The 12,066-nt window shown below is 55.6% G+C and carries 12 protein-coding genes; 7 read left to right on the top strand and 5 right to left on the bottom strand.

Features of this window, described 5'->3' with window-relative positions:
* Positions 1 to 164: 164 nt before the first annotated feature.
* Positions 165 to 2,060: an ABC-F family ATP-binding cassette domain-containing protein gene (locus Abin_RS08460; RefSeq protein ID WP_048845911.1), complete on the bottom strand. Its 1,896-nt coding sequence runs from the start codon at positions 2,058 to 2,060 to the stop codon at positions 165 to 167.
* A gap of 129 nt (positions 2,061 to 2,189) precedes the next feature.
* Between Abin_RS08460 and ndk the strand changes: the two genes are divergently transcribed.
* Both ndk and hpnR read left to right on the top strand, forming a co-directional pair.
* A complete protein-coding gene (gene ndk, locus Abin_RS08455) occupies positions 2,190 to 2,612 on the top strand; it encodes a nucleoside-diphosphate kinase (protein ID WP_043553592.1) in 423 nt (140 codons plus the stop codon).
* 433 nt (positions 2,613 to 3,045) lie between these two features.
* The gene (gene hpnR, locus Abin_RS08450) at positions 3,046 to 4,587 is read left to right on the top strand and encodes a hopanoid C-3 methylase HpnR (protein ID WP_048845910.1); all 1,542 of its coding nucleotides are present in this window, start codon (positions 3,046 to 3,048) and stop codon (positions 4,585 to 4,587) included.
* Between the two features lie 49 nt (positions 4,588 to 4,636).
* On the opposite strand, the gene Abin_RS08445 is transcribed toward hpnR, so the two are convergent.
* Positions 4,637 to 5,302 carry a hypothetical protein gene (locus tag Abin_RS08445; RefSeq protein WP_255319312.1) on the bottom strand — a complete coding sequence of 222 codons (666 nt, stop codon included), beginning with the start codon at positions 5,300 to 5,302 and terminating at the stop codon, positions 4,637 to 4,639.
* Between the two features lie 164 nt (positions 5,303 to 5,466).
* Here Abin_RS08445 and Abin_RS08440 point away from each other — a divergent pair, with 164 nt between their 5' ends.
* On the top strand, positions 5,467 to 5,673 hold the full coding sequence (locus Abin_RS08440) for a heavy-metal-associated domain-containing protein (RefSeq protein ID WP_048845909.1): 207 nt from the start codon (positions 5,467 to 5,469) through the stop codon (positions 5,671 to 5,673).
* Positions 5,674 to 5,925: 252 nt separating this feature from the next.
* Positions 5,926 to 6,210 (top strand): hypothetical protein, encoded by a 285-nt coding sequence (locus Abin_RS08435; RefSeq protein WP_048845908.1) that lies wholly within the window; start codon positions 5,926 to 5,928, stop codon positions 6,208 to 6,210.
* A gap of 38 nt (positions 6,211 to 6,248) precedes the next feature.
* On the opposite strand, the gene Abin_RS08430 is transcribed toward Abin_RS08435, so the two are convergent.
* A complete protein-coding gene (locus Abin_RS08430; RefSeq protein WP_174766852.1) occupies positions 6,249 to 6,812 on the bottom strand; it encodes an HNH endonuclease in 564 nt (187 codons plus the stop codon).
* Positions 6,813 to 7,039: 227 nt separating this feature from the next.
* Between Abin_RS08430 and gluQRS the strand changes: the two genes are divergently transcribed.
* The 3 genes from gluQRS to Abin_RS08415 all read left to right on the top strand — a co-directional run bounded on the left by gluQRS (position 7,040) and on the right by Abin_RS08415 (position 10,538).
* Positions 7,040 to 7,957 carry a tRNA glutamyl-Q(34) synthetase GluQRS gene (gluQRS, locus tag Abin_RS08425; protein WP_048845907.1) on the top strand — a complete coding sequence of 306 codons (918 nt, stop codon included), beginning with the start codon at positions 7,040 to 7,042 and terminating at the stop codon, positions 7,955 to 7,957.
* 170 nt (positions 7,958 to 8,127) lie between these two features.
* Entirely contained in the window at positions 8,128 to 9,330 is a 1,203-nt protein-coding gene (locus tag Abin_RS08420) for a pyridoxal phosphate-dependent aminotransferase (protein ID WP_048845906.1), read from the top strand.
* A gap of 2 nt (positions 9,331 to 9,332) precedes the next feature.
* Positions 9,333 to 10,538, top strand: a complete 1,206-nt coding sequence (locus Abin_RS08415; RefSeq protein ID WP_048845905.1) for a pyridoxal phosphate-dependent aminotransferase — start codon at positions 9,333 to 9,335, stop codon at positions 10,536 to 10,538.
* A 160-nt stretch (positions 10,539 to 10,698) separates the two neighbouring features.
* Here Abin_RS08415 and Abin_RS08410 read toward each other — a convergent pair whose 3' ends face one another.
* Positions 10,699 to 11,361 (bottom strand): hypothetical protein, encoded by a 663-nt coding sequence (locus Abin_RS08410; protein ID WP_048845904.1) that lies wholly within the window; start codon positions 11,359 to 11,361, stop codon positions 10,699 to 10,701.
* A gap of 135 nt (positions 11,362 to 11,496) precedes the next feature.
* Positions 11,497 to 12,054 (bottom strand): helix-turn-helix domain-containing protein, encoded by a 558-nt coding sequence (locus Abin_RS08405; protein WP_218026271.1) that lies wholly within the window; start codon positions 12,052 to 12,054, stop codon positions 11,497 to 11,499.
* Between the last annotated feature and the right edge of the window lie 12 nt (positions 12,055 to 12,066).

Here is a 12,066-nt window from a genome sequence, read left to right as displayed (position 1 = left end):
CTTTCAAGAAGGGAGCAGCCAGCTTAACGGCCGACTATACGTATTGGTGGCATAAGAACTGTATCTCTTTTTATGCCGTTGGTAATGATATGTCGTTTTAGAAACAGTTTGGGGCGGCGAAAGGCAGTTTTACTTACCATCCGGCCGAGCCGCCCCGTGAAAAATCAGTCTTCGTCTGCGGTGCTGGCTTCCAGCTCAGCTTCGGCTTCCAGCCATTTTTCTTCCAGCTCGGCCTGTTCCTTGCCGATCGCGGCCAGCCGGGTGTTCAGCTTTGTCACTTCGTTGGTTTTGCCGTCTGTATAGAGGGCCGGGTCAGCCAATGTGGTTTCTATCTTGGCGCGTTCAGTTGCCAATTTGGTGAGTTTGGCTTCGGCATCCTTGATGATTTTGCGTAGGGGAGCCTGTGCCTTGCGGGCCTCGGCGCGATCGCGACGGTCGTCCTTACGGCTTTGTGTGCCTTGCGCATCTGGTTTGGTTGCCCGGCTTGACGCCCGGTTCTGTTCAATCAGCCAGCTTCGATATTCGGCCATATCGCCTTCAAATGGCGTGACCTTGCCGTCTCCGACCAGCCACAATCTGTCGGCCACAAGTTCAACCAGATGGGGGTCATGGCTAATCAGCAGCACAGCGCCTTCAAATTCGGACAAGGCCCGCACCAGAGCGTCACGCGCATCCAGATCAAGATGGTTGGTTGGTTCGTCCAGAATCAGGAGTTGTGGGGCATCACGTGTGGCCAGAGCCAGCAGCAGGCGCGCTTTCTCACCACCCGACAGGTCGCGCACTGCGGTCTCTGCCCGTTCGGCATCCAGCCCGAACCGGGCAAGCTGTGCCCGCACTACGGGTGGCAGCGCTTTTGGCAGGGCACGGCTCATGTGGTCGATGGGCGTATCATCCAGCACCAGTTCCTCGGCCTGATGCTGGGCAAAATAGCCTATTTTCAACCGTGGGTTGCGTTCCATCGTGCCAGAGAGGGGCTCAAGCCGCCCGGCTACCAGCTTCGCGAAGGTTGATTTCCCGTTGCCGTTTGCCCCCAGCAGGGCAATGCGATCTTCCATATCCAGCCTAAGCGAGATGTTGGAGAGAACGGGTTTGCCACCATACCCCACACTGACACGGTTCATGGTGAGCATGGGCGGGGGCAGTTGCTCGGGCTCGGGGAAGGCAAAGCGTGTTGGTGTATCTTCTACCACCGCTTCAATGACCGGCAGTTTTTCAAGCGCCTTTACGCGCGCCTGTGCCTGTCTGGCCTTGGTCGCTTTGGCCCGGAAGCGGTCAACAAAAGACTGCATATGGGCGCGCTGGGCGGCAATTTTTTCTGCCTGTCTGGCTTGTTGCAGGGCGTGTTCCGTACGGATTCTAACAAAATTTTCGTAGCCGCCGGGGGTCAGGGTCAATTTGCCTTTGTCCAGATGCGCAATGGCATCCACACACGAATCAAGCAGCCCGCGATCATGACTGACAATCAGGGCGGCACCCGCGAATCGGATAAGCCACGTTTCAAGCCACAGCGTTGCTTCCAGGTCGAGATGGTTGGTCGGTTCATCCAGCAGCAGCAGGTCTGGTTCAAGAAACAACGCTGTTGCCAGTGACACACGCATGCGCCAGCCGCCGGAAAAGTCAGAAACCGGGCGAAGCTGGGCTTCTGCGCTAAAGCCAAGCCCTGCCAGAACTGACGCCGCACGGGCTGGCGCACTATCGGCCTGAATGGCACGCAGACGTTCATGGATTTCGGCAATGCGCACGGGGTCAGTCGCGGTTTCGGATTCGGTCAGAAGGGCGGTTCGCTCCACATCTCCGGCCAGAACCGTGTCGATCAGGGATGCGCCATCTGCCGGGGCTTCCTGCTTCACGCGGGCCATGCGCGCGCGGGATGACAGCCGGATATCCCCGCCATCCGGGGCGATATCGCCTGCAATGGCGGCCAGAAGTGTTGATTTTCCGGCACCGTTGCGGCCCACCAGCCCGACTTTGCGCCCCGGTTCTATGGACAGGTCAGCCTGGTTAAGCAGGGTGCGGCCCGCAATGCGAAGGGTAAGGTCTGAGATGACAAGAAGGCTCAACGGGGCTCTCGTTTCTGCTGCGTGTGTACTTTGATGGGGGAAGTACCTACCAGCCCGCGCGAATATGCTCTAGAGGAGCAGGCTGAAAGGCCGCGTTTCAGGCGGCTGAGCCAGAGAGGAGAAACCGAGATGGCAACAGAACGCACACTTTCCATCATTAAGCCCGATGCAACCCGTCGTAACCTGACCGGCAAAATCAACGCCGTGTTTGAAGATGCAGGCCTGAAAATTGTTGCGCAGAAGCGCGTGCAGCTGACCCCGGCCCAGGCTGGTGCGTTCTACGCTGTGCACAAAGAACGTCCGTTCTACAACGATCTGGTTTCTTTCATGATCTCTGGCCCGGTTGTGCTGCAGGTTCTGGAAGGCGAAAACGCCGTTGCCAAAAACCGTGACGTCATGGGCGCGACCGACCCGAAAAAGGCCGAAGCCCACACTATCCGCGCTCAGTTTGCAGAAAGCATTGAAGCAAACTCCGTGCATGGTTCTGACAGCGCAGAAAACGCTGCCAACGAAATCCGTTTCTTCTTTGCAGAGACCGAAATCCTGCCCTGAGACATTCCGTCTCGTGCCCCTGATGCTGTAAAGGCGCGGGGGTAGGCAGCAGGCCCGGTCTTACCAATGTGGAACATTTGTTTCCACATTGGTGGTCCGGGCCTGTTTCGTTTTGACGGTCAGAAAAGGAACAGAGGCCGAGGGGTGATTAAGTATCCCACACAGCGTATGCGAACACATAAAAGTTATAAAAGATCCTGCTAGATGCATAGCTGCGTTTCACGGTGCCATAAGCAGACCCAAAAGCAGCATGAAACCAAAGTTTTACACCAGTTTCAGCCGGTTTGGTATCAAGCTGGCGGCTGAGTGCATGGGAGGTGGCAGGCCAGAAGCATGTTCCACCCCATGAATACTTTATACCCTGTCATGCATTATTTTATGACCGACTGACAGGTTGCGTGCGGCGTGTCCTGTCCTGACCGAGAGGAATGGCATGAAAATTCTGGCAGTTCATCCCAGTGCGCTGATGTACACCAAAGTATTTCTCAGACTGGAACCCCTCGGTCTGGAACTGGTGGCTGGTGCAGCGCGTGATGCCGGGCATGACGTGCGGATTATTGATCTCCAGGTTGAAAAACATAAGGATTACTGGAAACTCCTGCACGATTTCAAACCCGACGCGGTTTGTTTTTCAGGCAGTTATCTGGCCAATATTCCAGAAATTATTGATCTGTGCCGTGCGACCCGCCTGCATTACCCCACTGTGTTCCAGTTTATTGGTGGCCATTCAGTCTCCTTTATTGCGCGTGATGTTCTGTCCCTTTCAGAAGGGGCGGTAAACTGCATCCTGAAAGGGGAGGGCGATGCTTCGATAGGCACGCTGCTGAAAGCGGTTGAAGACGGGACAGATATTCTTGACGTGCCCGGTGTGGTCACGATGGAGGGTGAAGGTCCCCCTCCGACATTTGTGAAATCACTGGATGATATCCGGCCCGCCCGTGACCTGCTGCGTCATAGAAATAAATATTTTATCGGAACGCTTGATCCGGCAGCCTCTATCGAATTTGCGCGTGGGTGCCCGTGGGATTGCACATTCTGTTCGGCCTGGACGTTCTATGGCCGGTCGTACCGTACCGCCAGCCCACAGGTTATTGCGGACGAACTTGAAGCCATTAAGGAACCCGGCATTTTTATTGTAGATGACGTGGCGTTTGTTCATGAAGAACACGGTATGGCCATTGCCAATGAGATCAAGAAACGAGGCATTAAAAAAGAATATTACCTTGAAACCCGCGCCGATGTTCTGCTGCGCAACAAGGAAGTGTTCAAGGTCTGGAGCGAGATTGGCCTGTCTTACATCTTCATCGGACTGGAAGCGGTGGATGAAGAAGGGTTGAAGCAGTTCCGCAAACGTGTGTCGCTGGATAAGAATTTTGAGGCGCTGGAGTATGCGCGTTCTCTGGGGCTGATTGTGGCCATCAATATTATTGCTGACCCGTCGTGGGACAGAAGCCGCTTTGAAGCCGTGCGGCAATGGTGCCTCGAAATACCGGAGATTGTGAATATCTCTGTCACCACGCCTTATCCGGGCACGGAAATCTGGCACAAGGAAGCACGTCGCCTGACAACGCGTGATTACCGGCTGTTTGATATTCAACATGCGGTGTTGCCCACCAAACTGCCGTTGCCAGAGTTTTATGAAGAACTGGTGAAAACCCAACAGGTGCTGAATACCAAGCATATGGGCTGGCAGGCGTTGAAAGACACCGCTGGCATTGCCGGGCGGTTGCTGCTGAAGGGCCAGACCAATTTTGTAAAAATGCTGTGGAAGTTCAATTCGGTGTTCAACCCCAAATTGCAGCTTGCTGACCACATGCGCAAAGCCCGTTATCTGATGCCCATTCAGCCCGATGTGGTGAAGTCGATTGACCGTAAGGATCTGTATGTGCACGGACCGGGTGGCCGCAAAACCCGTGCCTTGGATGACGATACAGAACAGTTTGTCGATAAAACCCGCATGGGCGAAGACGCCTGATTTTTCCCGGTTATTCGAGCGTTTTTCCCGCCCCTCTCTGGTGTGTCTGTTAACGCAGGTCGGGCGGGGGGAACTGGAACGCTGCGCTGGTATAGGTTTCAATAACGGCACTGAAAGGCACACCGGGCTGGGTGTGCAACACGGCCTGATGGCGCAGCGTAAGGGGCGGAAAAGTCAGCGGTGTGGCGTTGCCCGCTTCAAGCGAAGTTAGTTCCCATCCTTCTGGTAAAGGCGCCCAGAGACGTTCCGCCGTAATCAGCCTGCGGGTGAAGGAAAGCTGCGCCACAACGCGACCAAACGGGGTATCGGTTGTTTCCAGTTCGGTATTCATGGCTGGGCTTAAGCGACTGGGAATATACCAGTTTTCTGCTTCCGACAGCACCAGATCCCCACACATCAGCCGCACATGCCGATAGCGGAGGGTTTCGTTTTTTTCAGAACATGCCAAAGCAGCCAGTAATTCCGCAGGGCAAGAACGCTCGGGTGAGGCAACGCGAACTGCGCGAACAGTGGGGTCAGAAGCCAGATGATGGGCGCGGCTCCACTCTTCCAACGTGCGCGTCGCACTGGATGTAGTCAGCAGGGCGTTATCAAGCGTGTTGAGCAGGGCGGTCAGCATCAGGCGGTGTATGGCTGTGTTGTGCCAGCATGAGGCTGTTTGCGTGGTGGCGCCGGGCCGTCGGGCTGGTGAAATATCCTGCATAAGGTGGACCATACCATGTCCAGCCATTCTGCCGAGCATGTTCTTCTGTGGCTTTAGCCCTCTGACCAGAACCGTTTTTCATAAGCACGGCCGTTGCAGGTTTAACCAGAGTTTTGGCCGTGTGGCGCAAGTAAGCTATGCTGCACTCAGTTGTGATGAAACGGAGTATAAAGCCCATGGCGACGGCAAGCTTTATTGTCGAAGGAATGTCCTGTGATGGCTGTGTGTCTGCCATCAAACGCGCACTGGCCGCAGTTGATGGCGTGCAGGAAACAGACGTCAATCTGGCCAATGGCGAAGTAAAAATAGAATATGACCCCCAGCGGGCCGGTCAGTCTTCCCTACAAAACGCCATTCGCGGCGCGGGGTACGACGTAAGCTGAACCAGCGGCTGTGACGGCGTGGGCTGGTGGCTTCTGGTCACGCCCTTCTGCTTTAAGTGGGTCTTGCTGTGACATGCGGTGGGCACGGGGGCGGTGTGTAAAGCCGTTTGCTATGCCGTGTCGCGCAGATGTGGCATTGTGCCCGCCAGTAATGGCACGGGCACCTGCCCATACGCCGTAGGAAAGTGGTGAGTTTTGGGTGTGATGCGGGCAATTAAAACACAGTCACAGAAAAGGCTTGGTCTGGTAGTTATGGCGTATGCGCTGTTGCTGACGGCGGGGCTGGTGCTGTTAGGCGGATGTTCGTCAGAAATCGGGCGCGTGCCGCTGGTTGATACGGACGTGTCCTGCCTGCGCAAGCAGATGAAGGGTCCGATGTTCCTCAGCTTTCCACTGGCAGCCAATACCTGTCAGCGCATGAGCAACAACAACTTCATTCTGGGCGAAAAAAATGCCCATCCGCTGCCGCTGAACCTTAAAGACGCACCGGACCTGCAAAAGCAGGCGGACGAATACGGTTATAGCTACACGAAATAATGTATCGGGTTTTGGCGGAGGGAAAGAAACGTCCTCCGTCAGCTTTCCAGTTCCGTGTCCCAATATAAATAGTCGCGCCAGCTTTCGTGCAGGTAATTTGGCGGAAAGGCGCGTCCGTTATCCTGCAACTGCCATGATGTTGGGCGGGCTGGGCGGGCGCGGGGCAACATGCCGATAACATGGGGCAGATGCGGCCCCTTCCGCAAATTACACACACCACAGGCCGTCACCACGTTTTCCCAAGATGTGCGGCCGCCTTTGCAGCGGGGAATGACGTGGTCAAAGGTCAGATCATGGGTCGGGAATTTTTCGCCACAATACTGGCAGGAAAAATTGTCACGCAGAAAGACATTGAAGCGCGTAAAAGCTGGCTTGCGGGCAGACGGCACATAGTCTTTTAAGGCAATGACACTGGGCAGGCGAAAGGTATGGCGGGGGGAATGAACTTCAGCATCATATTCGCTCAGCACCGACACACGGTCCAGACAGACCGCCTTCATTGTGTCCTGCCAGGACCAGAGCGACAGGGGAAAGTAAGACAGCGGACGAAAATCCGCGTTAAGCACCAGAGCCGGAAAATTCAGCATACTGCCGTCAGCCAAAACGCGCCTCCCTGTTCTCGCAAGGGCGCAGCTTCAACACTGGCGTTTAAATCTCAGACCGGAACGCCGTTGGAAGTGCGTCGTCGAGGTAAATGTCGAAGTGAGTATTGCAGATTACCAGTGACGCAGCAAGAAAACGTGCAAGTATTTCATAAAACAGTATTATTTCTGCCATACTCTGTGCGGCAGATCGTTTCTGGTATGGCAAATAAAGACGGAGGCAGCGTGTGTGGGTAACCCGTTTTGCACCGAGTCCGACCGGGTTTCTGCATCTGGGGCATGTGGCGTCTGCCTTGTTCGGGTGGCAGTATGCGCAGCCCGATGGGCAGTGGCTTATCCGTATGGAGGACATAGACCCCCAACGCTGCAAACCGGCCTACGCCGAGGCCCTGCTGGCTGATCTGGCGTGGCTGGGATTGCAGTCTGACCATCCCGTTCTGTACCAGTCCAGCAGGATGGGGGCCTATGCAACTGTGCTGTCAGCGTTAGATCAGATGGGAGTGCTGTATCCATGTTTCTGCACGCGCAGTGACATTCTGCGTGAGGCCACAGCCATGTTTTCCGCCCCCCATACCGCGCCGGATGGAAGCCTGCGTTACCCCGGTACCTGCCGCGATTTATCACAGGCTGATCGCGCCCGCTTGCTGGCAGAGGGGCGGCCTCACGTTCTGCGTCTCAATATGCCCAAAGCACTGGAACTGGCTTACCGCAAGCATCTTGCTGAGACAGGAACGGCGCAGCAACGACCTGCGGAGCAGACGCACTCTTCAGGCTTCCTGACGTATCAGGATCTGCAACGCGGGCGGGTGGTGTGTCAGCCCGAGTTGTTTGGCGATGTTGTGCTGGCCCGGCGTGATGTTCCTGCGTCCTACCATTTATGTGTCACCCATGATGACGCCACACAGGGCGTGACTTTGGTAACGCGGGGCGAAGATCTGCGCCCCGCGACTGACCTGCACAGGCTGTTGCAGATGCTTATGGACTGGCCCGAACCCACTTATGCCTTTCATCCATTGTTGTGCGATGAAACCGGCCGCCGTCTTGCCAAACGCGATGGGGCAAAGGCCGTGCGCACAATGCGAGAAGCCGGCATGACCCCGGAAGACGTTCGGGCTGCTGCCGGTTTTGCTGGGCTTGCTTTGTAGGGAGTGGGGAAGCCTGCGCAGAAAAATCATGGCCGTATAGCGTTTCTCCGGTTCCGCCCGAACGCGAAGCGGATTATTGTGCCGCCCGAGTTGTGGGTGTTTCAGTCAGAGAACCCACGCTTCTGCCTGAATGGCGGTATGATGAAATTGTGTCAGGAAGTGTGGGAATTATGAGCATTGTCGCTGACCGTCTGAATAGAATCAGCCCTAGCCAGACGATTGTTATTTCGACCAAAGCACGCGCCCTTAAGGCCGAAGGTCGGAATATTATCAGCCTTTCAGCCGGAGAGCCGGATTTCCGCACGCCGGATAATATTGCCCGCGCCGCCATGAAGGCCATTGAAAACGGCCAGACCAAATATACCGACGTTGCAGGCACACCTGAACTGCGCAAAGCCGTGGCCGAACGCTTCCGTACCGATAGCGGGCTTGATTACACGCCTGAAGAAGTCATTGTATCAACCGGCGGCAAGCAGGTGATCTACAATGCCATGATGGCATCGCTAAACCCCGGTGATGAAGCCATTATTCCTGCGCCCTGCTGGGTTTCCTACCCTGATATTGTGACGCTGGCCGAAGGTGTGCCGGTTATTGTGCCGTGCAAGCGTGAAAACGGTTTCAAACTGACGGCCGAGGAACTTGAAGCCGCCATTACCCCGCGCACAAAATGGTTTTTCCTGAATTCACCGTGCAACCCGACCGGTGCTGCGTATTCAGCGGAAGATCTGCGGCCGCTATGCGACGTGCTGCTGCGTCATCCACATATCTGGATTTTCACTGACGATATCTACGCAAAGCTGGTTTATGACGGCTTCCGCCCCGCCACGTTTGTGGAAGTTGAGCCCCGTCTGCGCGCCCGCACTGTGACCATGAATGGTGTGTCAAAAGCCTATGCCATGACGGGCTGGCGAATTGGTTTTTCCGGTGCGCCGGTTGAAATGACCAAGGCCATGAACAAGTTGCAGGGGCAGTCGACCTCCAACCCATGCTCCATTGCGCAGGCAGCGGCGGTTGAGGCACTGACCGGCCCGCAGAATTTCATTAATGAAATGGTGGAAACCTATCAGGGCCGTCGTGATCTGGTGGTGTCCATGCTGAATCAGGCATCCGGCCTTCAGTGCGACAAACCGGAAGGCGCGTTCTATGTCTTCCCGTCTTTGGAAGGGTGTCTGGGAAAAACATCTGCCGGTGGCCGCAAGCTGGACACGGACGAAGATTTCGTGACCGCGTTGCTGGAAGAAGAAGGTGTTGCCGCCGTGCATGGTTCCGCCTTCATGTATCCGGGGCATCTGCGCATTTCTTATGCCACCGATACCGAAAGTCTGCGTGAAGCCTGTGAACGGATTCAGCGTTTCTGCGCTGGGCTGGTTTAAGAATGGGACGGTCTTTTGCCCGCCGCATGCAGGGGCTGCCGGCCCCTGCGACCATTGAAATGGCGCGTCGCGCACGGGCGCTGCGGGCAGAAGGCAAGCAGGTTATTTCTTTAGCGTTGGGGGAGCCTGATTTCCCCACGCCCCCAGCCGTAGTGCAGGCGGCTCATCAGGCCGCGCTAGACGGACAGACAAAATACCCGCCGGTTGATGGCACACCCGCCCTGAAGGCAGCCATCGCCCGCAAGTTTCTGCGTGAAAATGCCCTTGAGTACAGCCTGGACGAGATCATGGTCTCGAACGGTGGCAAACAGGTTATTTTTAACGCTTTCATGGCCACTCTTAACGATGGCGATGAAGTGGTTGTGCCAACACCTTACTGGGTAAGTTACCCGCTGATTGCCCGGATGTTTGGCGGGGTGCCTGTGTATGCTCCCTGCCGCGAGGAAGACGGATTTAAACTGAAAGCGGAAGCTCTGGCTGCGGCGCTGACGCCCCGTACCCGCTGGGTCGTGCTGAATTTCCCGAACAACCCGACCGGCGCTGTTTGTGAAAAGGCAGATTTGCAGGCCATAGCAGATGTGTTGCGCCAGTATCCAGACGTCTGGATCCTATCTGATGAAATCTACGAACATCTTGTTTTTGATGGTGTCAGGTCTGCGTCTCTGGCGGCGGTTGCGCCTGATCTGAAAGAGCGGACGGTGACACTCAACGGTGTGTCAAAAGCCTATGCCATGACAGGCTGGCGCGTCGGGTTTGCCGGTGGCCCGAAAGATCTGATCGCGGCAATGCGCGGCGTGCAGGGAAATGCAACGTCCGGGGTTTGCTCCATTGCGCAGGCCGCCGCGGCCTGTGCGTTAGATGGCCCCGCTGATCTGGTGCACGATATGGCTGCAACTTACAGCCGTCGCCGTAAAATGGTGGTGGACGCACTGCGCGCAATTTCCGGTCTGACATGCGCCATGCCGGAAGGGGCGTTTTATGCCTATCCGGGGGTGGCCGGGTGTCTGGGCCGCACAACAGCGGGCGGCGTAAGGCTGGAAACAGATCACGATTTTGCTTTGGCGTTACTGGAAGAAGCGCATGTCGCAACGGTGCCGGGAAGCGCATTTGGGCTGTCGCCCTATTTACGTCTGTCCTGCGCCACGCGCGATGAAGATCTACAGGAAGCGTGTAACCGCATTGCCCGCTTTGTCAGTGATCTTCATTAAGGTACTAGAAAAATCTAAAATCGACTGATTGTATCAACCCTCTTTGTTGCAGATGGAGTTGATGATCAAGGCTTCGCAAGATTAAGGTATCTTGCGCGTTCACAACAAACAATCAGTTTTCCTGCGGATTACAAAACAGTAGTCCGCAGGAATAGTGGCCTTATTTCTGGAAATCTCTGGCTGGCATCCAGCCTTTGTTGGTTAGCAGTAATTCCTCATGACCATGCTGGTGCGGGGTCAGCTTTACGGCAAAATCAGGAAATGTTTTCTGTATTGCAGGGTTTTTAGCCCAATCTGCAATCTCGCCGTCAGGACCATACGTGTAAACAACGCTGGAGAGTTTTCCCATGGGGCTATCAGACGGTGGGGTGAAGCGTTCGATGTTTTCAACTGTATAGTGGCCAGCGCAGAAAGTGTTTCCGGGCGACTGGTAAGCTTTTTTGCCTTCTTCCGTCAGGGAGTAAATGCGACCCGGTGCAGGCGTATCTTTGCTGTCAGCAAACAGACCGTCAGATTTTACCTGCCCATCCTCACCTTTTAGCAGTCCGGCACTGACCAGTGCTTCATAGGGGGCCAGTTTTTTCTCATTGGCTTCAGCCGTGCCTTCCGGGCCGCGGAACATGGTGGGTGTTTCCAGTTTTATGGAAACCGGGTAGCCGGGGTGGCTATTGGAAAAATCCATCCAGGACAGGGCAACGCAGTTTTTCTCGTAATGCGTATTCAGGGCTTTTTTGAAATTGTCTTCGTTGGCGGCTTTCGGGTCACTACACCCGGCCAGCAAAGCAACCGTACAGACCATACCAAGCGCTGTTATTTTTTTCATCGGGACACTATTCCTTTTATCGCGCAGTCTTTCTTTACGCGGTTAGGAACGCGGTTCCGTCATACAGGTTGCCGCAGCAGTCCGGTTAGAGCAATGAAGCGAGCACTTAGGTACGTGCAGAGTCCTTATGGCGCGTCAGGATGAAACCGTACGCAGGAAGCGCAACACACCCGTGCCTGTGTTCTGGTAAGCGTAGTTCTGGGCGCTGCTATAAATCGTGAAGTCGTTAGCAGTAACAGTCTGGCTTTCGGTATCAAAATCAATCTGAAGGGTGCCTTCAAGCACAAAAACCATTTCGTGCCAGCCCTCCGGGTCGGGGTCAGCCACGTAGCGTTCCCCGGCCGCCAGAGACCAGAGCCAGAGCTGGGTATCCTGCCGGGCAGGGGTGGCCCCCAGCAGAGTGGCCTGACTGACGTCATTTTTGCCGCGCCACATGACTTCTTGCAGTTTACGGCTTTCCTGCGCGGGGTTGCTGACCAGCTTCAGAAACGTGGTATTCAGGGCTTCGGCCAGACGGTCCAGACTGCCGAGGCTGATATTGGCGTTGCCGGATTCCAGATTAACAATCATGCGGCGGCTGATGCCTGACGCTGCGGCCAGAGCCTCCTGACTTAATCCGGCTTCCTTGCGCAATGTGCGCAGATTTGTCCCCACATGGGCCAGAACATCAGAACGTGGGGGTTGATTGTGCATTATAGTGCCCAT

Origin of the sequence: Acetobacter indonesiensis (assembly GCF_000963945.1) — a bacterium.
Lineage (GTDB): Bacteria > Pseudomonadota > Alphaproteobacteria > Acetobacterales > Acetobacteraceae > Acetobacter > Acetobacter indonesiensis.
This window is presented reverse-complemented; position numbering and strand designations above follow the sequence as displayed.

Coding starts and splice junctions, on each gene's coding strand:
- ndk (WP_043553592.1), top strand. CDS start 2,190: ATGGCAACAGAACGCACACTTTCCATCATTAAGCCCGATGCAACCCGT.
- hpnR (WP_048845910.1), top strand. CDS start 3,046: ATGAAAATTCTGGCAGTTCATCCCAGTGCGCTGATGTACACCAAAGTA.
- Abin_RS08445 (WP_255319312.1), bottom strand. CDS start 5,302: ATGGTCCACCTTATGCAGGATATTTCACCAGCCCGACGGCCCGGCGCC.
- Abin_RS08440 (WP_048845909.1), top strand. CDS start 5,467: ATGGCGACGGCAAGCTTTATTGTCGAAGGAATGTCCTGTGATGGCTGT.
- Abin_RS08435 (WP_048845908.1), top strand. CDS start 5,926: ATGGCGTATGCGCTGTTGCTGACGGCGGGGCTGGTGCTGTTAGGCGGA.
- Abin_RS08420 (WP_048845906.1), top strand. CDS start 8,128: ATGAGCATTGTCGCTGACCGTCTGAATAGAATCAGCCCTAGCCAGACG.
- Abin_RS08415 (WP_048845905.1), top strand. CDS start 9,333: ATGGGACGGTCTTTTGCCCGCCGCATGCAGGGGCTGCCGGCCCCTGCG.
- Abin_RS08410 (WP_048845904.1), bottom strand. CDS start 11,361: ATGAAAAAAATAACAGCGCTTGGTATGGTCTGTACGGTTGCTTTGCTG.
- Abin_RS08405 (WP_218026271.1), bottom strand. CDS start 12,054: ATGCACAATCAACCCCCACGTTCTGATGTTCTGGCCCATGTGGGGACA.